Source organism: Enterococcus raffinosus, from assembly GCF_019175485.1.
In the GTDB taxonomy this organism is placed as follows: Bacteria; Bacillota; Bacilli; order Lactobacillales; family Enterococcaceae; genus Enterococcus_A; species Enterococcus_A raffinosus.
Genome location: NZ_CP072888.1, coordinates 849,554 through 873,033 on the forward strand (window position 1 = coordinate 849,554; position 23,480 = coordinate 873,033).

Annotated in this window: 16 protein-coding genes and 1 pseudogene; all 17 read left to right on the top strand. The window is 35.6% G+C overall.

All coding sequences use genetic code 11. The annotated features are described in order from the left end of the window. The first annotated feature begins 452 nt into the window (after nucleotides 1-452). The 17 genes and pseudogenes from J9537_RS04235 to J9537_RS04315 all read left to right on the top strand — a co-directional run bounded on the left by J9537_RS04235 (nucleotide 453) and on the right by J9537_RS04315 (nucleotide 23,365). Nucleotides 453-1,562: pseudogene (locus tag J9537_RS04235) on the top strand (tyrosine-type recombinase/integrase). Nucleotides 1,563-2,149: 587 nt separating this feature from the next. Further along, the gene (locus tag J9537_RS04240; RefSeq protein WP_245001287.1) at nucleotides 2,150-3,952 is read left to right on the top strand and encodes a SpaH/EbpB family LPXTG-anchored major pilin; all 1,803 of its coding nucleotides are present in this window, start codon (nucleotides 2,150-2,152) and stop codon (nucleotides 3,950-3,952) included. Between the two features lie 22 nt (nucleotides 3,953-3,974). Continuing rightward, the gene (locus tag J9537_RS04245; RefSeq protein ID WP_245001288.1) at nucleotides 3,975-8,930 is read left to right on the top strand and encodes a SpaA isopeptide-forming pilin-related protein; all 4,956 of its coding nucleotides are present in this window, start codon (nucleotides 3,975-3,977) and stop codon (nucleotides 8,928-8,930) included. 3 nt (nucleotides 8,931-8,933) lie between these two features. Further along, the gene (locus J9537_RS04250; protein ID WP_218256831.1) at nucleotides 8,934-9,608 is read left to right on the top strand and encodes a pilin N-terminal domain-containing protein; all 675 of its coding nucleotides are present in this window, start codon (nucleotides 8,934-8,936) and stop codon (nucleotides 9,606-9,608) included. Nucleotides 9,609-9,668: 60 nt separating this feature from the next. Next, nucleotides 9,669-11,420 (top strand): sortase family protein, encoded by a 1,752-nt coding sequence (locus tag J9537_RS04255; protein ID WP_376713197.1) that lies wholly within the window; start codon nucleotides 9,669-9,671, stop codon nucleotides 11,418-11,420. Between the two features lie 12 nt (nucleotides 11,421-11,432). Further along, complete coding sequence (locus J9537_RS04260; RefSeq protein ID WP_218257325.1) at nucleotides 11,433-13,586, top strand: glucosaminidase domain-containing protein; 2,154 nt, start codon at nucleotides 11,433-11,435, stop codon at nucleotides 13,584-13,586. Between the two features lie 38 nt (nucleotides 13,587-13,624). Next, nucleotides 13,625-14,107, top strand: coding sequence for a signal peptidase I (gene lepB / locus J9537_RS04265; protein ID WP_218256832.1), 483 nt, complete (start codon nucleotides 13,625-13,627; stop codon nucleotides 14,105-14,107). Between the two features lie 28 nt (nucleotides 14,108-14,135). Then, complete coding sequence (locus tag J9537_RS04270; RefSeq protein ID WP_218256833.1) at nucleotides 14,136-14,873, top strand: hypothetical protein; 738 nt, start codon at nucleotides 14,136-14,138, stop codon at nucleotides 14,871-14,873. 35 nt (nucleotides 14,874-14,908) lie between these two features. Then, nucleotides 14,909-15,472: a signal peptidase I gene (gene lepB / locus J9537_RS04275; protein ID WP_218256834.1), complete on the top strand. Its 564-nt coding sequence runs from the start codon at nucleotides 14,909-14,911 to the stop codon at nucleotides 15,470-15,472. 32 nt (nucleotides 15,473-15,504) lie between these two features. After that, complete coding sequence (locus tag J9537_RS04280; RefSeq protein WP_218256835.1) at nucleotides 15,505-16,245, top strand: hypothetical protein; 741 nt, start codon at nucleotides 15,505-15,507, stop codon at nucleotides 16,243-16,245. Between the two features lie 16 nt (nucleotides 16,246-16,261). Next, nucleotides 16,262-17,356: a coiled-coil domain-containing protein gene (locus J9537_RS04285; protein WP_218256836.1), complete on the top strand. Its 1,095-nt coding sequence runs from the start codon at nucleotides 16,262-16,264 to the stop codon at nucleotides 17,354-17,356. A 114-nt stretch (nucleotides 17,357-17,470) separates the two neighbouring features. Continuing rightward, complete coding sequence (locus tag J9537_RS04290; protein WP_218256837.1) at nucleotides 17,471-18,181, top strand: hypothetical protein; 711 nt, start codon at nucleotides 17,471-17,473, stop codon at nucleotides 18,179-18,181. Then, the gene (locus J9537_RS04295; RefSeq protein WP_218256838.1) at nucleotides 18,181-19,671 is read left to right on the top strand and encodes a coiled-coil domain-containing protein; all 1,491 of its coding nucleotides are present in this window, start codon (nucleotides 18,181-18,183) and stop codon (nucleotides 19,669-19,671) included. The genes J9537_RS04290 and J9537_RS04295 overlap by 1 nt, the downstream gene beginning before the upstream one ends. A 52-nt stretch (nucleotides 19,672-19,723) precedes the next feature. Beyond that, nucleotides 19,724-20,515: a helix-turn-helix domain-containing protein gene (locus tag J9537_RS04300; protein WP_218256839.1), complete on the top strand. Its 792-nt coding sequence runs from the start codon at nucleotides 19,724-19,726 to the stop codon at nucleotides 20,513-20,515. Nucleotides 20,516-20,589: 74 nt separating this feature from the next. Then, nucleotides 20,590-21,672, top strand: coding sequence for a DUF5105 domain-containing protein (locus J9537_RS04305; protein WP_218256840.1), 1,083 nt, complete (start codon nucleotides 20,590-20,592; stop codon nucleotides 21,670-21,672). 9 nt (nucleotides 21,673-21,681) lie between these two features. Continuing rightward, entirely contained in the window at nucleotides 21,682-22,737 is a 1,056-nt protein-coding gene (locus tag J9537_RS04310) for a hypothetical protein (protein ID WP_218256841.1), read from the top strand. Nucleotides 22,738-22,864: 127 nt separating this feature from the next. Beyond that, a complete protein-coding gene (locus tag J9537_RS04315; protein ID WP_280640438.1) occupies nucleotides 22,865-23,365 on the top strand; it encodes an STM3941 family protein in 501 nt (166 codons plus the stop codon). Nucleotides 23,366-23,480 lie beyond the last annotated feature (115 nt).

Consider the following 23,480-nt stretch of genomic DNA (forward strand, 5'->3'; position numbering starts at 1 on the left):
TGTTAACCCATTTAAAATGCTGAACTACCTTACTTAGGAGAGAGAAAATGATGGAATTACGGATTATTCTGTTTATATAAACGTGGAACTTAATTTTGGGGAATTAATTCAAGCGCGGAATGGCTATCAGACCAAGAAGAGATATTTTCTCTTCTTTTTCTTTGAAAACGTTTATTACTACAGATTTAATCTAATTAGAACAAAAAAAATTTCTTGTTCCTGACACAAACAAGAAAAATAGTAACTAAACTTTATCATGCGTTTCATAATTCTAATAAGATTATAATCAAATACCATTTTGCAGTCAACAGTTTTTTTATTAGAATAAAATTTGATTTTTTTTGAGTTAAAATATAACTTTAAATAAAACTAAAATTAATAAGCATATTGATTTCATTACCTGATAAAAGCCGTCGCTTAAACCGTCAGGAATAACTATAGGAGGTTTAGATATGGGAAAACGCGGAGAGAATATCTATAAAAGAAAAGATGGTAGATGGGAAGGAAGGTATATAAAAGGACGACGAGAAAATGGAAAAATCATTTATGGTTATGTTTACGGTAAAAGTTATCATGAAGTTCGAGATTCACTATATGCCTACAAATTGAAATACCAAAAAATCATAGAGTTGCATGGTGAATTGGCGATTTCAGTAAAAGAGTGGATCGATCAATGGTTAATGTCTATCGAGAAACGAGTAAAACAATCAACTTATGCCGGATATTCTCACAAGATAAAAAAATATATTTTGCCATAAATAGGTAATATTGAACTTAATCAACTGAGTACAGAAGATTTAGAAAGAGTAGTGAAAACATGGGAAAGCAATGGCCTTTCACCTAGTTCTATTCAGGTGGTCTTTAGAATACTAAATAATATAATCTCATATGCTGTAAAAAAGAAGTTTATTTCAGAGAATATTTGCGAGTTTATTGAACTACCTTCAGAGAAGCGAAAAAAAATTAGGGCCTTAACAACGTTAGAACAAAAAAAATTGGAAAAAGAAGCTTATAAGACAGTAGACAGCTATGGTTTAGCTGTTTTAATTTCATTAAGAACAGGCTTAAGAATAGGAGAGCTATCAGCATTGAAATGGAAAGATATAAATTTTGAAGAAAACTATATTATTGTGGAACATACACTGCAACGTATCCCGTTAAAAGGCTCCATTAACAAAACAAAGTTACTTTATTCAAGAAGCAAAACACATACATCTGTTAGAAGAATTCCGATGAGTAAGGATATAAAGCAATGGTTATTAAGAAGATATAATTTAAACGATACTATATATGTTTTTTCTAATAAAAATAAGCCTTGTGAACCACGGCTAATTACATACCATTTTCATAAAATAAGAAGAAATGTAGGGCTTCAACACATTCATTTTCATCAATTGAGACATACATTTGCTACACGTTGTTTAGAATCAAATGCCGATATTGCCTCCGTTAGTTCTTTATTAGGACATGCTTCAGCAAAAATGACATTAGATATCTATGCTGATTCGATGATGGAGCAAAGGATACAAACTATTGATAATATGGAAAAATTTTTAGCTTAACTTTTTCTCGAAAGGACAAAAAATGTCACTCAACTGAGTTAGCTTCAAACTGTAAATAAAAGACGTTTCAAACTCATAATTTGAGTTTGGAACGTCTTTTTATCTAATTTCATTCGAAAGTCATAACAAAAAAATAAAGGCTCTTTGCCTTTCCATAACCCAATGGCTAATTCGTTTAAATTTATTGTAGTAATCAAAAGCACAGTATGCGTCACAGCTTTTTTATTTTAGAAAAAAGTTTAAGCCGTCATCAACCGTCAAAGAGTGGCAATCCAAGCGTATTTAATAGTATTTTTTTTCTTTTTCTTGTTTGTGTCAGGAACAAGAAAAAAAATCAGTTGAAACAACTACATCGTACTAAAGTCTATGCATTATAAAGTCTAAAAACAGATGAAAATATTCGTATACCAGTACTAATATTTTAACATATTTCACTTTATTTTTGAATGTATGGTAGCTATATTGTTGCAACTGAAGTCAAATTCGAAAGGAGTGTTTGCCATTAAAAAATCATTCAGTTCTTTGTAGGAAACAACAAGTTATTTATGGGTTAATCAAAGAATTATTTAGTAAAAGGAGAAAGAGTTATGAAAAAAATGAAAAAGAGAAAATATTTATTGGCAAGAGTTGCTGTAACAACAACACTATTTACCAGTTTGGCTGTAATGGCGCCAGTGGGTGATATTCTGGTAGCTCATGCAGAAGGGCAGAATATTAGCTCAAATGGAGTTTCTGATAATACATCTAAACGTTCTATCACAATTTGGAAGTATGAGATTAATAGTACTGCTGAACTTGGTGAACGAGGAGATGGTGTAAATCCAGATCCAAGTAAAGCTCCTGACTTAAATGGGAAAAAATTAATGAAAGATGTTCCATTTGAGATTATCAAAGTGAAACCTTTATCAAATAAACCATTGACAGATCCATTAACAACTACAAAAGGAACTGATTGGGAAGAAGATACCAGTTTTACTAAGCTGACAGGTAAAACAGATGCTGGAGGTAAATTAACCTTTGATGTTGGAACAGGAAAAGCTGCAGACGGCATTTACTTAGTTAGAGAAGTACCTGAAATTGTAGATGGCAAAGAAGTCTACTACTATACGGATGCCGACGGAAAACGTAAAGAAGTTAGCTCGCCAATGGCGCCATTCTTTGTACACTTGCCACAAACTAAACGTGATGATACAGGTAAATTGATTTACGATGTTCATGTTTATCCAAAAAACATTGTAACCGATACTGAGCTAGACAAGACAGTAGAAGGTGGAAAGGGGTTCTCGATTCAAGCAGGGAATTCCTTCCAATGGGAAGCGACAACCAAACTGCCAAAAGGCTTATATAACAAAGTACCAGAAGATATGACAATTATTAACAGATTCGATAGAGAAGGAAATGCTTTACCTAATTTAGATGTTGTTGCAGGAACTGAAGTGTATGCAGATTATTTTGAAGTAGTCGATGATATTGATACACGATTGGCATTAGAAGATGTTGAAGTGCGTGTTTTGGGAGAAGACGGGACTACATGGACGACACTGACAAATGGTAAAGAGTACAAGGTGTCATTAAACGGTACCGAAGTAGCCGCCCCTGCAAAAGTTACAGCAGATGCGAACTCTGCCAAAAAAGTTCTTGTCAGCTTAACTCAAGAAGGAATGAAGAAGGTTGAGTCAGATAAAGATCAAAAGATTCAAGTTGTTTATAAAGTGAAGGCATTAACTGACTTCAATGGAACCATTTCAAATAAATACGATGTAAACTACTTGATTCCAGGGCAAAAACCTTTTACAGGAACAAGTGATGAACCAGAATATTTTGATGGTGGATTTAAAATCAGCAAATCTTCTGAAGATACATCGAAGAAATTAAAAGGTGCGGAGTTCTATATTGCTGAAACAAAAGAGAATGCAGATGCGAAAAAATATCTCGCTTCAGATGGCAAATCATACACTTTAAATGATGATGGCACTGCAACACCAGCGTTACCAAATGGTGTTACATTTTTGACGACTACATCTGATGAAAATGGAGTAGCAAAATTCGATGGTCTTAAACTTGATTGGTTTACAGATAGTAATGGAGATGGGAAACAAGATCCTTCTATTCCATCTGAAGCAACCTGGGAAAAAGACAAAATCAAAAAATCTTACTGGATTGTCGAAACAAAATCACCAAGTGGTTATGAATTATTAAAGAACCCAGTTGAAGTTGTTGTTACTCTGGATTCGGCTGCCGAATTAGTTGTTGATGTAGAAAATAAAGAAAAAACAGATCTTCCATTTACTGGTGGAGATGGTATGACTCTTATGATTGTTATTGCTCTAGGAGCCATTGCAATTGGTACTACAGCAGTTGTAATTGATAAAAAAAGACGTGCAGTATAGAAGCTAAGAAAGGATGGGAACAATGAAGAAAGTAAATAAGTCACAAAAAATGCTTATAATTCTTCCCATCATTATCCTTTTAGGAGTGATCATTTTTTTGATCACTCCTAAAGGTCCAATATTAAAAGCATTAAGCTCTCGTGATTTGGTTGATGTTTCACCTATAGGAGATAAAAAAGGTCAAGATCAGCTGATTGAGACGACTGAAAATAGCGCTTTGATCAAGGTCGTGGCCAAAGAGACTGGGCTCTATAAGGTAAAAAAAGATCCTGGCTATTCACTCACTTTAATCGATGAGAAAAACGAACAATTAACGGTTTCCATTTTCGATGAGAAGAATTATATGTCTACTTTTTATAATAGTGACAGTGGACAGGAAGCCAGTAATGAAGCCTCAAGTGATTCAAAGACAGAAAGTTCAGAAATTAAGGAAAAAGCTCCTGAATTTGCACAGATTACGTCCTCTGGAGAACTAGATTCATACTATTTGAATTTAGAAAAAGGAAGCAGCTTATATTTACGTGTTGAGCGAAATGGTTCAAATGCGACTAAAGTGGAGCTACAAAGTCGAGAAGACGAAAAGAAAAGCCAGGTGCTTGTGGACTTTATAGTTGATAAAGAAACAAAAGAATCAACTAAGAGTAAAGAAGATTCGTCTGAACAAGTCTCCGAAGAAACACAACCATCATTGACAGAGGAAACGAGCAGTTTATCCGAAGAGGCTGTTAATCAGAGTTCACCGTCAGAAGAAACAAAGACTGTTGAAGAAGAAAATCCGAAAGGCACGGAGAATAAAAATGATCCGCCTGTTCAAAAGGAAACTGGTGAGGAAGAGTCGTCTGCTCAGGTACCAATAGGCTCACCAAAAAGCTATGAAAGAGTATTGTTTGTTGAAACAAAAGAAACCGACAAAACAGATGAGGAACTTGAAAAAGGAAATTATACAGAAAAAGATTCTCTAAAAAAACCAGTTTTTCTGAAAAATACTGCAGCTCAAATTGAAGCTAAGACCAAATCTGAACAGGACTCACCAATTATTATCCGAGATGCCAATCTATCTGTTAAGACAGGAACAGCAGATTTTGATAATGATGATTCTCCCGGTAATGATTCTAGGGAAGACAATGATATTGTTAGGACTTTTGATCAAATAAGCTATCTGACATCCTTTTCAATTCAAAACATTAGGAAAGACGTTGAATATACTGATATTCGATATCGTGTAATTGCTGAGATGCCAAATGCAGTGGAAGTTATAGATTCTATACCACGAAATCATGGAGAAATTGCAAATGGTACATACATTGATAGTGCCGAAGGAGATGCCTCACAATCTTCTAGAGGGGTTATGGAGTCTGTGATATCCGATTCTGGTCAAGTTTTTGTACCAGTAATTCTGAATGTTTATGGTTCTAATCAAGGTGTGAAAATACAACCGACAATTAAGTTGGAAATAGTGGATGCGAAGAATGTGAAAACTGGTGAAATAGAGAATATTAATGCAGTATATGATGTGAATTCTCTATCAAATTTAAAAGCACCCATAACAACAGTCTCAGCAAAACCATCTGTAGGTGTTCAATTGACTCAGGGAGAAGTAAAAGATAGCTCTGTGTTTGGAGTAACTAATGATAAAGTGGCTTCCTATGACGTTGGGATAGCAACAACATTACAAACATTGCCCGGAAAAAAAGATTATAAGGGTTCAACTTTTCCAAAAGGACCAATTACTTATCAAATAAAGCAAAAAGGTAGCGCTAACGCCGGCGATTTAACAACTGCACAGTATAACCCATTTACAATGAAAGCATATGCACCTGCAATCAACAATCGTAGTCAAGGTTCTTGGAAGAAAACTGGAACAGTTAATGTCGATAAGTTTACAAGACCTTTAGATATACCTAATGCAAATACGGGAGCAATATATATGTCTCAACCCGAAGAAAATGTAGAAAAAATAGGCGTATATAACTCTGGAGATTTTGTAAGTACGAATGGAACATATACAACAGATGTTTCAAATAGTAATTATGTTGGTATTTTGAATCCATATACTTACAATATGACTGGAAACAGGACACAAACAGCAATGGCCAAAAGCTTCTCTAGTTTAGAAATGGTTTTTTATTGGGATAAAACGAAAACTATAAATGCGAGTCTTGCTAATAAATGGACACAATATACTATGACTTTATATGTCGATAAAGTTTCGTATGATGGAATATCGACATCTAATGATTCCTCTATTTCCTATCAAAATAATGTTACACCCAGTGGGAGTTATTGGGGATATACTACAATTTTATCTCCTTCAGACAGTGGATACAAAATAGAAGGAAGTTATTACTCTAGTTCAACCCCAGGTCAAGGCAGAACCGTCGAAAATTTTGGTAATTCACAAGTTTCTACCGGACAAGCAGTATATTTATCTAGGTATGATGCTTCATCTAACACTACTATAGCAAAAAGTTCAAATTCTATACTTGAATGGGATCCAACAGCATTCGAATATGATAAATCGAGAGCTGCACTTTTTGATCTATGGTCAACAAAAAATGGGAGTTATATTTTAAAGTATGGAATAGCAAAAAGTTTAAAACAGACACCACCTTATACAATGCGAGTATCGCAAGTCGATTCCGATAAACTTTTGTACGATTGGTATGATTCTCCTGATGAGGCAGAAAAACAAGGGAGTATTAGTGCAGTTTATGCTGAAGCAGCTTATGATCATGATCCAAGTGTCTACAAAAATTTGACAGTTGGAATGAAAGTACCTGTAATAGTCATAGCTAATTCTGGAGACAAAAGTAAAAGCGGTCAACCTATAGTGGTTACAGGCTCACATAAATTTTTTAAAGAGAATGGTGATATTTTATATCAAGCACCAGCAGAAACAGCAAACAATGGCTATTCCTCAGCAAAAAATGGTTTTTATACAAATGCTAAAGGATATGGAACATATGTCCCGACAAGATTTGACAGCTCGGGGAATATTGTTGGTAAAGCCACTGATTACATGGATTATTGGAATTTTATTGGCGATAGTGCCTATGTAAAAAACATGGCTATTACTACTAAGACTGAGGTATTTGAAAAAGTTTATCAATCAAATCAAGATATTGATATAAAAGTAACCGGAGTAATGACTGGAAGTGATACGGTTACTTATGATGGAGCCCTTACAACCACTCTACCTAAAGGTATTTCTTACAAACCTGATTCTTCAGTCGATGGTAATGGGAATGAATTACCAGAACCTACCATCACAGTGAACGAGGGCGGAACAACAAGCCTTCGTTGGGTATTCAGTGAATTAACTAATGACCAACGGAAATTAGGAATAGAAGTAAAATTTAAAGCAAAATCAGATTTTTCTCAGTTGAGTTTTAAAGAGAGTGGATATACGAATAGTCTTGTAGTTAAAACTGTTGGAGAAATGTGGGTTAGTGGGAATCCTACATTAAATGATAAAAGTACTGAAGGGATTCGCTCTTCACAAGATGATTTCATTATTATGCTAATTCAGCAAGTCATTTTAAGCAAGAAGGCCAATAAACCAGCAATCGAACTTGGCGAAACGGATCCTCTAGGTGTGGATAACATGATTACTTATAAGGTGAAGATGGTGAATAACAGTGCCGCTGCAATTCCAGAAGCCAAGTTACTAGATGTCTTACCTTATGATGGAGACTCTCGAGGGACCAAGCTTTCAGGAACTTACACGATTGAAGAAATTTCTGTTAACGAGCCTGCAGCCACCATCAGTTATACGAATTCCTCAGCGGATGAAAAGACAGATCCAAATACTATTTCAGGATGGTCAAACTATGTCTCGGGAACGACTGCAGCATCTGCTATAAAGAATGCGAAAGCTGTCCTAGTTTCAGTTCCTTCGTTAGATGTTGGTAAGGAAGTCGAATTAACAGTGAAGGTTAAACCTACAGCTCAAAAAGCTGGAGATGTATTTGTCAATGATGCAAGTATGAACTCCAGGCTAAATATGCCGGTAGAATCACAAGCAGTCTGGACACGAGTTTATGGACGTGAGTTAACAGGTGTCGTTTGGTATGACGATAATTTGGATGGGTTAATTGGGAATAAATCAGCAGGTGGCCTAGAAGAATTTGCTAAGGATATCCCAGTAAAACTTTATCGAACAAGCTTGGCTGATGAAAATTACAAAGATAAATTGGTTGAAGCTAGTTTAACAGGTGAAAAGTTTGTTGATTCATCTGGAAACTCGTTGATTAAAACGGACAAAAATGGAAAATATACCTTTGCGGCGATACCAGAAGGAACCTATGTTGCGGAGTTTGTTATAGGTAGCCGTGTAGAGAAAAAAGAATTCCATGTCACAAAACAGCAGGTTGGGGACGATCCAACAAAAAACTCGAAAGCGGACCCGGATACCTATAAAACGCCTGGATACAAGGCACCACTGTTAAAAGATTTGAATAGTATCGAGAATGCCGAAGCGCCTACGTACAAAATTGAAAATGTGAATCTCGGATTAATTCGTCCGGCAACTATCCGTCTCTTTAAATTTGAAACAGGCAGCGCAGTTGATGCAAATGGGGATGGAAAGCTAAGTGACGAAGAAAAAGCAACCGGGAAGCCATTAAAAGGCGCAACATTTGAAATCTATAAAAAAGGGGAAACGATACCCATTGCGACCGCTGATACGGATACAAATGGCTATTTGATGTTCGAATATCTGTACAAAGGAAGCTATCAGCTTAAGGAAACGAAGGCTCCTGAAGGGTATGAGCTTATCAAGGAATTGATTGATGTAGAAGTTGTAGAAGGAAATCAGAATGTTGCTTTATTTGCCTCAGATGATAAGTCAACAGAATTGCCTTTCACTGGTGCAAATAAATGGGTGTTTGGGCTTCTAATTGGTGCAGCAATAACGATGGCTGCTGGATTTGGTGGTATTACGTATTACTATCGTCAACCAAAAAAGAAAGGAGAGTAACCAATGAAACAGAAATTGTATAAAGGGCTCTCCCTACTTTTCCTTCTGGTAATCAGCTTTTCATCACCGCTTCAGGTATTTGCTGAAGACCAAGGATACAGTGTAACGATTGTAAAGTACAAACTGACCGATGCTGATTTAGCAGGAAATCCATTACCCGTAGATGGAACAAAAGCCGAAAAAGCAGTGAACAAAGAGGGGAAATCATTTGAACTGCTTCCAGGAATCAGCTATGAGATTACCCGTGTGTCTCCTGTCAATGGAACAACTCAGTTTGAAGCTATACAAGGAGCGGACGCCTTCACCAAGACGGTTACAACAGATAGTAATGGTCAGGCCCAACTCCCAGGATTGGTTCAGGGAACATACCGTGTGATAGAAAAAGCAAATAATCAAATCAAAGAGCCAATGGAACCAGTTATCTTGGAGCTTCCTCTGCCCCAGCGTAATGGTCAGGCACTAAATGATGTTTATCTTTACCCAAAATCGAGTATAGCAGGAGGAGCAGCTATTGATCCCAAAAAAGCAACAACGGGAAATGGAACTAGCCCCGAACGTATCCCACAAACAAGCGGTACGATCGGCTCCTACTACTCATTTTATGTGATCATTCTTTTTTTAGCTTTAATGGGAGTCATAGGTATTCGAATGCTGCGATCCAAGAAACATTATTACTAAATGTATCTAGAGGAAGCGTTGGGAATCCACGCTTCTTCTTTTAAAAAGAAGGGGAGTAGTTTGGTGAAAAATCGAAAAAAAAGTTCCCACTCTTTATTAATGAAATTTGCGATAATAATGATCTTTTCTGGTGTAGCTATTCTTTTGTATCCAATAGTTGGCAATTATTTAGCAAATCGTGAACGAAGTCAAGCCTCCACTGCTTACGATAATGTCCTTGAGAAGATGAGCCAAAAGGAGCGCGAGGAACAATATCGGTTAGCGAAAGAATACAACAAGTATATTTTTGAGAAACAACAAGGAAAAAAAGAAGAGCCGATTATTTATGAATCTGTGCTAAAAAATAGCTCCAAAGTAATGGGCACCATCGATATTCCAGCTATTGATATTAAAAAAATGCCTTTTTTTCATGGCACCTCTTTTAAAACATTAGACAAAGGACTCGGACATTTAAAAGAATCGTCAGTGCCAGTAGGCGGCAAAAATTCTCGAGCTGTTATAACTGGACATAGTGGGGTTAAGAATCAGGTTCTTTTCACAGATATCCGTAATCTAACTGAAGGAGATCTTTTTTTCATCAATATTCTTGGAAAACGGTTAGCGTATCAAATTGATTCTTTTGAGGAAATTTTGCCGAGTGAAGCTGACAAAGTAAAAATTGTTCCTGGAAAGGACCAAGTAACATTGCTGACGTGTACGCCACCTGGGATTAATACATATCGGTTACTCGTCACGGGGCATAGAATTCCTTATAAAGATGCGATGAAAAAGAAAATCAAAAAGCGTAACCTCTGGAGTTATCAAACGATTGTATTAGGAACAATAGGAATCAATGTCCTGCTATTTTTAATTCTGGTTTTGATCTATCGCTATCAAGTGAAACGATTTAGATCGGATAATCCTAAAATTGCTGAAAAAGCTAGAAAACGATTGAGATTACTCTTTAGAGTGACAAAGGGTTATTTTGTTTTACTATTCATCATTATGTCATCTGTCCTTGCAGTAGCAATCTACGGCTATGCTCACATGCAACAAGAAACCACGGTTTCAGCGGCGGATATAGGGAAAGAAGAGTCATTAAGTGACTACAATTTAAATAAAATAAGTACAGCAAACTATGAAGAAAAGCAAATTGCTAGTGTGAGTGTCGCGGACTACGCTCACGCAAAGGCTGTAACAAAGGATACGATTAATAATTGGGGAATCGGAAAATTAGTCATTCCAGAAGCACAGATCGATTTACCAATTTTAGCAGGGCTTGCCAACGAGAATCTATTAACTGGGGTAGCGACTTACAAACTGGATCAGCAGTTGGGTAAGAATAACTATGTCCTGCTTGCTCATAATATCTATGATCAAGACTTACTCTTGCATAGAATAGAAAAACTAAAGGATGGGGATAAGATTTACGCTACAGATTACAAAGATATCTACATCTATGAAGTGAATTTAAATAAAGTTGTCAAAGATACCGAGGTGTCTTATATAGAAAAGTCAAATGAGCAAGAAGCGAAAATAACTTTGGTTCGATGTGAAGGAAATATTGGTACAATTTATCGTCGCGTTGTTCAAGGAAAACTGACAAGTGTCCAACCACTAGACGATTCGTCGGAGACTCAAATAAAACAAATGGATCTAAAAAAAAGTGATAAGAAGTCTGATGGTGTAGTAGTTAAAAAGGAACCTGTGACCGAATTCGAAAGCTTCTCAATGGCGATTGCCGCTAGATTTGTAGCAGATCCGTTACAAACGATCATTCCGATGTTCCTATTTTTTCTATTACCGATCTTATTTTTCAGTCTAATGCGTTAAGGAGAACAAATGATGAAAAAGAAACTGCTAACTCTATGTATTCTTGGGCTCAGTGCATTTACTCTCCATAATTTATTCGGAGAAAAATTAAAAGCAGATGAAGTTTTAAAAATTGAAGAAACTAGCAATACGACAAATTCCAATGTGACGGTTGAGTCTTCTGCATCAGTTCCTCCAAGTAGTTCAGAGCAAGAACAAATAAAAGAAACGGCGAGTCAAAATGGAGAACTTTCTACAGAAGGGAAAAAGGAAGAAAAAAACCAAGAGTCGTCCGCCTCAGTATCAAAAGCTGAGTCTACTTCAGCCACACTGGAAACATCCAATAATGAAGTCGATGCTAGCAGTGAACATTCCTCCACTTCAACAAGCAGTGTGGAGACCACAGATACTAGCAGGACCTCTGTCGAAACTAGTTCAACCGAAACGACATCTAGCAATACAACAATCACTAGCAGTACAGTCACTTCTTCAAGTAGCAGTCGTCCGAAAGAGTCATCAACAGCACCTTCTAATTCGAGGGAGGAAACAAAAGTACCTTCGAAACCAGAAAAAGGAACTCAAGGCTCGATAAAAAAAGAAGCTAGTTCAGAAGTATCTGTAAATAGTCCTAGTCAAGCTATAGTCGATTCACCAGACCCAACGCCGTTTTCTGTCAATGTGCAACCGGCATTACCAACTTATAGTAATCCTGGCGAGACGCTGGGGCTTTCTTCGCATGGGGAAAAAATCGAGCTTGCTGAGAAACTTCGTGTCAGTAAGGTAGCGGAGTCAGATTTGAATGGGTTTGAATTACCTCTATTGAAAACAATTGAAGATAGAAATAAGGCAATTCTAATTTATGAAGGGATTCATTTAGTGGGAAAAATAGAAGAATCCAACGTGAAAATTGATTCTTCGGAAAATTTATTAAATGAACTTACGACGAAACTATTTGGTCAAGAATTCAGTAATATCAAAAAAACGGACAGTAAGACAAAAGAACCTGGGGATTTGTTATACAAAGAAGACGCTTTAATCGGGATGTATTTAGGTGATGACTATTATTTAAGTTATCGAAACAAAGAAAAAGATGAGGAGAAGCCTTTCGGTGAAATCGTTATCGAAAAATTTACTTCTGATGAACCAGAAACAGCCTTTCAATCTAGCAAAATGACGAGCCTAACGATGACTGACTATGGAAAGGAAGTAGAAAAAAACTATCCAGCGTCTATGGATATTCAACAAAATGATCAAACCACTGCATTTATTGAAAAAATTTCTGATAACGCTCGGGATTTAGGTCTGAAATACGATGTGTTTGCCTCAGTAATGATCGCCCAAGCAATATTGGAAAGTGGATCAGGAACAAGTCAATTATCCGTTGCGCCATATCACAATCTATTTGGGATAAAAGGAACGTTTAAAGGCTCTTTTGTGAATTTTGCGACACAAGAGGATGCCGGTAGCGGTGAAATGTATTCAATCAACGCTGCATTTAGAAGTTATCCGAACTATGGCGAATCCTTAGGGGATTATGTCACACTCATTCGATCAGGGATACAAGGAAATGAGAATTATTACTCAACCGCCTGGCGATCAAATGCTAAAAACTATCTGAGAGCTGCTGACGCTTTGACAGGAAAATATGCCACAGATACATCATACAATAGAAAGATCAGTTCATTGATTGCTGCGTATCATTTAACACAATATGATGCTCCAAAAAGTGTTGAGGGAACTCAAACAAGTGCCATACTGCAAGGAAAAGAAAATATCCCAGCAGAGTATCGTTCAGCAATGAAATTTCCCGATTATGACGGAAAGGACTACAATTCTTCGGGTTCATATCCTGTTGGTCAATGCACATGGTACGCCTATAACCGTGTTGCTCAACTAGGGAAAAAAGTAGATGACTTTATGGGAAATGGCGGTGAATGGGGAAGTAAGGGGCGTGCACTAGGTTACAAGGTGACCCAAACACCTACTGCGGGATATTTAATTTCTTTCTCTCCAGGAACCGCGGGGTCTGATCCTCGCTATGGACATGTCGCGTTTGTTGAGGCAGTCACTTCAGATGGAATCCTTATTTCTGAAGGAAATGTCGTGGGTGGAACAACGATTTCTTACCGAGTAATCAATAATGAGTTAGCAAAATCAACCCTCGTTTCTTATATTGAACCGAAGTGATAGAGAAGGGACCAGAATAAGAATTGAGAATAAAAAGGATGACTTTTGGTTTTGTTCCAGCGCTAATTCTCATGAGTTTAGTTGTTATCTTTATCCGTATGACGTTTATTATCCACCCAATTTCAGGTAATTCAATGGAGCACTCATTGAGCAATGGGGATTGGGTACTAATAAATAAGAGAATGCCAATACAAAGATATACTATTGTCGCGTTTTCCGAAAAAAACAAACGTGATTTATTGGTCAAGCGAGTCATTGGTCGACCTGGTGATACTTATATCATTCAAGACAATATGATGACGCTTGATTTAGGCGATAGGAATAAGTTTCAAACAACAATGCAAATTGAATTAGAGAAGGATGTCGCAGAGAAGCTAAGTAATCGAACCTCGATTCCTGAGAATTCTTATTTTGTTATGGGAGACAATGTTGATATTTCTAATGATAGTCGTTCCTTTGGACTTATCTCTGAGAAACACATCGAAGGAAAAATGGAAAGAGTCCTATGGACAAAAAAATAGAGAAGTTAACTAGAGAGGTGGAAATTGATTGTTTGTTCTTAGTGGGATATGCCTTGTACTCTTGATCGCATTGTTCATTGTTCTTTTATATCAATTAGCGAAACAACAGAAGTTGAACCAAATAAGAAGTAATAAGAATACTCCTCCACATTTACTTGAAAAACTAAGCTTGTATGAAAAAATCGAAGAGCAAAAACAAAAGAAATACACTCAATATACTTTTCTAAGCATAGTGATCGCTTTGTTTTTAGTAGTAGCAATCGTGGTACTTCTTTCGAGTAAATTTGCCTATACAAAGAACCAGGTTCAGCAATTGGAAGAAGAGGTCCACACCTTAAAAGTGGAGCAAAAACAGCTCATTTCCAAGATGCCTGTTAAGCAATACCCAGAAGAAGGTATTGGTCTGAAGGAGTTGGCATGGGAAAAAATCGTTGATAAAAAAAGCGCCAATAAGGAACAAGTAGAACTTGAAACAGAGATCGCAACCAAAATGGGACCTTATTTTGGCCTATCAAGGGTCCTTACGAACGTGGAAAGATCCCCTAAAACGCTATCTATCTCATTAATTAGCAACACACAAGAAGAAGAAAACAAAAAATTAATTGCAAGAAATATTCAATACTTTGTGCAGGAAGCAGAATTGATTCCTCAATTGATGAAAATTCACATTAAAGTATTGACTGCAGAAGGGAAGAAAAATAGTGCGTTGATTGATGAAACGTACTCAAGAGAGGAAGCAGATAATCCCTTTACTGTTCAAAAATAAGGGCACTAAAGTAGTAGAAAGGAGCAAGGAAATTCATGACAAATGTCCCTTCTCGTCAAACAAAAAAAGCAGAGAGTCCTTATCGACGCTCGGTAGTTAAGAGTCTTGTATTGACTATATTGACGCTTTCATTGTTAGTTGTCATGTTTGTCTCGGGACAATTTGTGAGAAAGGCGTATAGTATTCACTCCATTTCAGGGACTTCAATGACACCGGCATTAACAGAAAAAGACACGGTATTAGTAAAAAAGAAGAAGACGATTATCCGCTATGATGTGATCGCATTTTCGGTTGAAGGAGAAAAGGGAACGTTTGTAAAGCGGGTGATCGGAATGCCTGGGGACAAACTATTTGTTCGTAATGATCGGATTGTTCTAAGTGTAGGAGAAAAGGGCGACTTTGAGACCACCTATACCTTTCAATTGTCTCCATCCGTCTCTGAAGAGATTAAGTCATTGACTGCTGTTCCAGAAGATGTGTACTTCACTATTGGAGATCATGTGGATGTCTCAAAGGATAGTCGAGCATTTGGTTTTGTCCCTAAACAATCAATTGAAGGGACGGTTCAGTTTCAATTTCCATCAATACTAAAGAATTAGACTGAGAATGATACGAAAAGAGGAGAAAAGCGGTGATTGTAAATTGGATTAGTGCAGGAGTACTGATTGTGGTACTCATACTTTGTTTTCGACGCATAGCGATTAAATGGCAATTAGATAGATTGAAGCTGCCTAGAAATTTACCGTTATCTTTTCAAAGAAAGCTAGATTATGTGAAGCAAATGGAACAAAGCAGACATGTTTCAGCACTACTATTTTTGTCTTTGCTTTTGGGAATAGGATTATCCCTGACCACCTATAGCGTATTTCGAATGAACGATCAAATGGTTCTTCTTGGAGAACAGAATAATGAGCTGAAGGATCGTATCTATAAAGTGGAGAAGGAACAAAAGAAGATTGCCACCAAGTTGCCTATCAAAGCCTATCCGTCAAATGGGGTTGGGCTAAGCGGTTATTCTTGGGAAGAACTTTTTTCTGATGAAAATCGTGAAAAGCAATATGAAATTGAAAATGACCTATCAGAAAAAGTCAGTCCTTACTTTGGCCTGTCTACCACACTGATTGTTTTAGATATTCCTACACAAACATTAAATATTGCGTTAGCTGGAGATTCAGGCAGTGAAGAGAATAGGAAACAGATCAAAGAAAATATTAAAGCGTTCGCTAAAGAAGCCAAGAATGTGGAAAAGCTAACTCAAATCACTTTTCAAATGAATTTGATGAACGATAAAAATAAGCAAAAGGTTTACAGCTGTACATTTTCACGAGAAAACGCAAATGAAGACTTTAAGCTAATTCAAGAAGACGAGTAAAGAAAGAGGGAGAACTATGAACGCACAAAAAAAGAATAATGGTTGGTTTTTTAATAAAAATATTATTGATGAGATCAATTCTGTTCCTGAAGATGTCATGATGAATGCCCCTACCCCCACTACATCTGAAGTTGAAAAAACAAGTGAAGACCTCACAGAATTGAAGCAAATGCTTCACGAAAAAGAGGAAGCATTCGAACAGTACAAAAAACAAGCAACTGAAGAAAAACAACGCCTTTTAAGAGAAAACGAAAATTTTAAGCAAACGATCCTGCAAAATGGAGAAGATAAAATTCAGAATCGACGACAAATCCAAAATCTAGAGGCTGAAATTCGGCAAAATCGTAAAGAAATACAGTATTTACAAGAGAGACAAGACTCCAGCAGTATAAAAAAACAATTAGCGAAGGCAGAAGAAAAGATTGAAGCTTTAACTGCTTCTCTGGGAGATTACCAAGCGATTCAACAAGAATTAAAAGAATCAGAAAAAAAATACAACGATTTAGAAATGAAGCAAAAAGTTGAAGCGTCACAGCAGGAAGTCTCTAATCAACAATTTGAGAGACAACTCAAAGAATTAAATGAAATTCTTCATGAAAAAGATGAAAAAATTGTTGATGTTGAGCGGAGGATCGCTGAAAAAGAACAGGCATTAGAAGAAAAGGAAAGCTTGATACAACAGTTAATTGAAGAACAACGAGATTCTTCGATTGAAGGGGAAGTAGTCTCCGAGTTGCAGCATCAAATTATGGTTATTCAAAAAGAGAATGAGCAGCTAAAGCAAGAGGCACAGTATTCACAACATGAAATAGGAGAAGTTTTAGTGGCTGCTCGAAAACAAGCGAATCGTATGGTAGAAAAGGCAAAATTAGATGCTCAGCGAATTATTCAGCATTCTGAAGAGGAGATCCAAACGATCCAAGACCGTGCAAAAGAAATTTCATTTGAAGTGGATGAATCCCGTCAAGCAATCATGGTCATCTATGATGAATTGAAAAGCCGTGTCGATCAGCTGGCTCAAAATGAAGTGATTTCAACTGAGGGAGTAGAAAAACCTTTTGACTATTTCGATTATTCTCATACGTCTAAATTTTCACCCAAAGAGTCTTAACCAATAGAGGGAAGAGTCGAGAAAGCAAATATTCTTTGTTCTCAAAATATATACAACAACCTATTTTGGTTGCTAGAAACAAATCAGTGGATTATTTAAGGAGGGATAATGAGGGTGTTTACTACAGGATATTTGATCATTATGGGGATCATCTCCCTCTGCTTAGCCTATCGGTTAACCATTCATTATCGTTTAAACCAAATCTCGGTGAAACAAACGTCACGCCTTTTCAAAACGAAGTTTGTGCAATTTAAACAGAAGGAATTAAGGAAGAGCCTCACCTATTTGTTCACTGGAATGATTGCAGTGATTATCGTCTCGACGTGTTCGATTTTTCGTTTGGAAATGAGCATGAAGGATGTACAAGCGAACAATCAGAAATTTCAGTCTGAGATTCAAACGATGAAAGAGAATGTGGCTGCAGGCCCTCTATTAAAAAGGTATCCTTCCTCTGGTTTAGGATTAAAAAATAGTTTAGTCAGCGAAAATCAAACAGCTACTCAAAAAAATCAATTAGAAAAATCACTATCTAATCAACTTAATCCATATATTGATCAAGCTAATTTTATCTTTTCTTCAGCAAATGAAGCCGATTACCTGACGCTATTACTGACAGGTACGGTAGCTGCAAAACAAGCGAATCTAGTTATTCTCGGTCAAAATATTTCCGCTTTTGTTAAAGAAATCGAAGAAATAGAAAAAATTTCTGAAGTGCAGATTCAAATCAATGATCAAAAGGGGAACGATCTATATAAAGGGATTTACGTCAAAGATAATGAGGGGCAATTCAGATTTCAACCGGAACTGAGGAAAGGAAAAGGCTGATGGCTAAAAAAAATAATTGGTTTTTCAATAAAAGTTTGATTGATGAAATCAAAGAGTTTACGAATGATGAGATTGAACAGGAGCAATTGGAGCTTGAGGATCAAAGTAAGGAAAATGAGTACCTAAAAGAACAATTAACATTAGCGATTCAGCGGCAAGAAGATTATTTAACAGATAATAAACGATTATCTAAAGAATTAGAGGAGCTAAAAGAAACACAGAGTAAAGCGCTTCAAGCAGAAAAAGTAAAAAAGACTACCTATCAAGAAACGATTGAAAACCAAAAGCAAGAAATATCTCAATTAAGAGAACAACTTTCAAGTTATCAGATTCAAAAACAAGAATGGACAGAAACTAGTGAAGAAGACAAACGAGTTCTCCAACAAACAGCAGTTACCCTTGAGAACCAAGAAAAAGAAATTTCTATCCTTAAGGAACGATTGGAGAAATTAAACTTCGAAAAAACAGAGCCTCAACAAGCATACAAGAAACTGAATGAAACATGTGAGAATCAAAAAGCGGCTCTTTTAAAAGCTGAAAATCAAATAAGAAAAGTGAAAAAACAACACTTTGAGAGTGTACAGCGATATACGAGTGTTATCCAACAGGTTAATCGACTGAATGAAGAACGATCAGAATTGAGAAATCAATTAAAGCAAAATGTTATTGAAAAAAAGCATTTAGAGGAGCGATTAGTGAGTATGGAGGAAAAACAAGATCAAATTAATAATGAAAAAAAGACTTCGGATGAACAACATAAAAAGGAAATCGAACAATTGAATGAAGCACTTCAACAAGCGCAAGAGAAGATTCGTTTGTTAGAGTCAGAGCTTGATACTAGCGATGAACTAGATGAATCTGCAGAAAAGAATACAGAACTACTTATTCATTTAGCTGAAAAAGAAATTGTAGAACTAAAAGAGAAGATACAGGAATTGACTGAACAGAGTTCAGTGAGTGATGATCTAGAGCCGATCAAGGAGTTAACTGAAAAAGTAGAAGAATTAACGAATAGATATGAAGAAGTTCAACTTGAAAAAGCAGAAGTTACTAGGCGTTTAAAGACTACTGAGGAAGTACTCAACCAAAAAAATCAACAATTACAGCAATTTGAAGAATTGTTGGTAAAGCAAACCGAAGAACTTTCATTTTCTCCTGACGAATTAGTTGAAGCAAAGCGGAAAATTGAAGAGTTGACTGAACAAATAAATAAGTTAAAAGAAGAATCTACACAATCACAATTGGAAATTGGTGAAGTGTTATTTTCTGCGAAAAAGCAAGCGAATCGTACAATCGAAGAAGCACAATCAGAGGCCAAACGCTTAATTGATGAAGCAGAATTAGAAGTTGAAACCATAGGCAATCGCGCACGAAAAATTCTATTAGAAGTTTCAGAGTCAAAAGAGACAGTGTTAGATATTTATACTGATCTTGAGCAAAAGGTTGAACAATTAGCAAAAGGATCATTAATGAGTAATGCACAGACTTAAGAGGAGTCACATTCTGTAGAGTTGAAAATGAAAAAGAATGGATGGTTTAGGTATGGATAGAGTTTTGGTTTTAACTAAAAATATTTTGACAGAACGAGAACTGCAAAACAAATTACAACTATTAAATTACGAAGTGTACTGTTCGACAAAACTGTTTAACGAGTGTATCGAGCAAAAATATAATTTAGATCTATTTAAATTATTTCAATATGTTATTTTGAGCGAAAGTATTAGTGAATCAGAGCTTACCAAACTCACTACTTTTTTCAAGCCCTTATCTTTATCAATAATTCGTAAAGTGGGAACAAAAGTTACTGAAATTGATCAACATTACTTAGAGATTGGCCTATTAAATGCAATTATTTCAACGAAAGATTCTCTTGATGAATTGAGGGAATGCTTATCATCATTGGGTGCTCTTGTTGAACAAAGTGATGAACACATAAAGGAACGCACAGAAATTCAATTATCACGCAGTGTGACTTCTTTGCAGCCACATTTATTTCAAAATTCAAAAAATGATAGAAGTGATGTTCCGCTTTATCTTGAAGTTTTACAACGTTTGTCACATACGGAAGCTAAGATTATGGCTATATTGATCAATGCTGGAAATCAAATTGTGTCACGAGAAGAGATCTGCCGTGAATTGTGGAGAGAGGATGCAAATAAGTCACATCTAGCTTCTCTTTCGAGTACGATCTCTAGAATAAAAACAAAATTTCAACAAACCCCTTTAAAGGCTACAGCCATCCATACTTTTTGGGGAAAAGGATATCGCATAGATAAAGAATTACTAATCAAACTACAATCAGATGAGATTTTAACACACTCTATTTATGCTTAAAAAATAATTAAAAACAATTCTATAAAACGAAATAAATGGCTTTATAGCTTTTAACAAAAAGGGAGAAGTTCAAAATGAAAAAATTTTTTTTAGGAAGTCTATTCATTCTATCATGTTTTATATTCACTGCTTGCGGAGGCAGCCAATCTGCAAGTACTAACGACAAAAAGGAAGTTTCTTCTAAAGAAGCAACAGTAAAAGTAGTTTCTGGAACTTATGTGTTGCAAGAAGGTGATTCTGTAAATGATGGTGAAGGGTATTTGGCATTGGATGTATCAATTAAAAATAATACGAAAGACCCAATAAATATTATTCAAGATGATTTGAATCTGTACGATAAAGAAGGAAATAAAGTTGCAAATAAAAATATCTACTCCACAGAAAGTGACTTTCAAACGTTGCAAATGGAAAATCTTTCGGGAGGAAAATCAACAAAAGGGTATGTCATTTTCAAAGTAGATAAAGATAAAAAGTACGAGCTACATTATGCCCCAATGATTACTGATTCTGAAAAGAAGGAAAAAGATATTGTGGTAGATGTGAACACAAAAGATTTTAAAGATTCTTCCGATCAAGTAAAAAAAGCAACTGAAGAATATCTAAACAAAGTCTTTTTAGGGAAAGAGACGGATAAAAAAAGTGAACTGCTCAGTAATGATTTAGTAAAAGAGCACAATGAATTCAATCAAAAATTTTCAGAAGAACTAAAAAATAATTTTGATTCCTATGTCCCTTCTGACGATGAAGTAAAAACACTTATAACAAAATTTGAAGAAGTAAATCAGAAAAAAGCAGAAATTAATTACGAAGTAAAAGCACTATTTCCAAACAAAGCAGTGATCACAGTCAAGCCCACAGTTCTTAGCTTTGATGATGTAGACGCCAGTTCAATTGTTGAGACGTTTGTTGAGCAGAATGAAGGAAAATACGAAGACTATGACAAAGCCGTTCAGGATAGTGAAAAATATCTAATTCAACAATTACCAACAAAGTTTGATCAAACAACGCCAAGACAACCGCAGTACATGCCTAAAGACGGCTACAAGTTGATTCTTACGAAAGAGAAAGACAAGTGGAAGATCGATACGGCTAGTTCAAGCGATAATTATCAATTTGATGATCTAAAATCTATTTTCATGGGTGGCTTAGATGAATAAAAAAAAGTAATGATTGCGATTCTCAGCAGTTTTGTATTAGTACTATTTGCAAGTGGATATGTGGGCTATAGGAACTCGTTAAACTATAGGATAAAAGAATTAACCACGGCATTAAAGGAAGACGAATATAGTCGTTTTAAAGAAATATGTCCTAAATTCACCGACCAAAAAAAAGTGAGACGAGTTGATTATGATCGATTTCAAGACAGCCTGAAGGGAAAAATAACAGAAAAAAAAGTAAGAAAGATTTTTTTAGACCGCTCCTCCTTCAAAAAAATTAATAGTGAAAAATGGTATAAAAAGAAGTATTTTTTCCCTATTCCAAAATACCTAAATGTAGAGACATTAGACGAAAATTCTCCTTCAAAAATTGAAATAACCGTAGGAAATGAAGTTCTAGATAGAAAAAAAGGGAATAAGTTTGGTCCTTTAATAGCAGGAAAGTATAGAATCACTTATTTAGTGACCAATGAAAAATTTGGCACTACGAAATTTTCTAAGAATGAGGACCTCAATGATAATCATACCTTTGAACTAGATGATAGTTCTTTATATCTGCATGATAGGAAGTTCCAAAATTATTTGGGATCAAGAGTGTCTAACTATTTTTCATCAATGGGAACAGCAATAGCTTCAGAATTAAATTTTCAAGATCTGACCGGGGTAAGCGAGGAACAAAAAAAGGAGACAATAAAGTCATTTGAAACATTAAAACCCTACTTGGAAAGTGTGAATCAAAGATATCAGAAAATCATTCTAAATAATAGCTCTTTAAAATTTAGCGATAGCGAAAAAAATAAAATAAGTTTCGACATCTACACGGATTATAAGCTGGAGCTAAAATTTAAAACAGAAGAAAATATTCCTATCGGTATAGCAGTTAATAATGATAATGCGACAGTAACACTTATTTTTGATAGTGATACGAAACAGTGGTTAGTAGAGACTATTGATTTTGAGACGTACATTCAAAGCCCTGAAGATTGGGAAGATAAGACATTTGTAAAAATTAATCAGCCTCATCAAGATCAGTGGTCAGCTGAACATTCAGGAAATATTATATAGCAGCATGAATGAGCGTGGTTGTTAGTTTTCAATACTTTTATTAACAGTCTTAACAAATGATAAACGATAGCTATTTTTGCCTTTTATTAAACAATCTAAACCGTTTTTACGAAAGGTGGCTAAGTAAATCGAAAAAGAATTTGTAGTATATCAAAGTAAGTGGAGACAAGTACGAAATACGGGATTAGGTCTAAGTGCTTGTTTCATAGGAGTTATCTTCGTGTGCAGATTATTTAACATGTATGCCTTTATCCCAGAACTATTTTTGATTTTTTATCTTTCCATATTTTTTAGACAGATAAAAAATAAGAAGATTGTTCTCTTAAATACACAGGGAATATATTATTACAACACTTCTTTCAATAACCACAGCCTTTTTATTCCATGGAACAAAATTAAAAAAATTAAGAAAAAGCAAATTGCGGGTCAATGGTATGTCTCGATTTATCTTGTGAAAGACAAGCACCTGCTTGCGGGGATGTTAAAAAAAAATCAAAAAAAAGTTCAAATGAATAAGGCAAAGGGATACGGAGCAATAACTATTGATCTTTATTCAGCAAAAAACTGTACAAACGATGAGCTAATTAAACAAATGAATCGATTTCGTCAAAAAAGGATAACGACTTAGTAGAAAAAACAATTTCTAAAACATTAGAAGTGAAATTTCTTTAGCTCTATTTTTTTGCTGGATTAAGTCTAACAGTTTTTTACGTACTCGTATTACAGAGGAGTAGTTAGCTGGA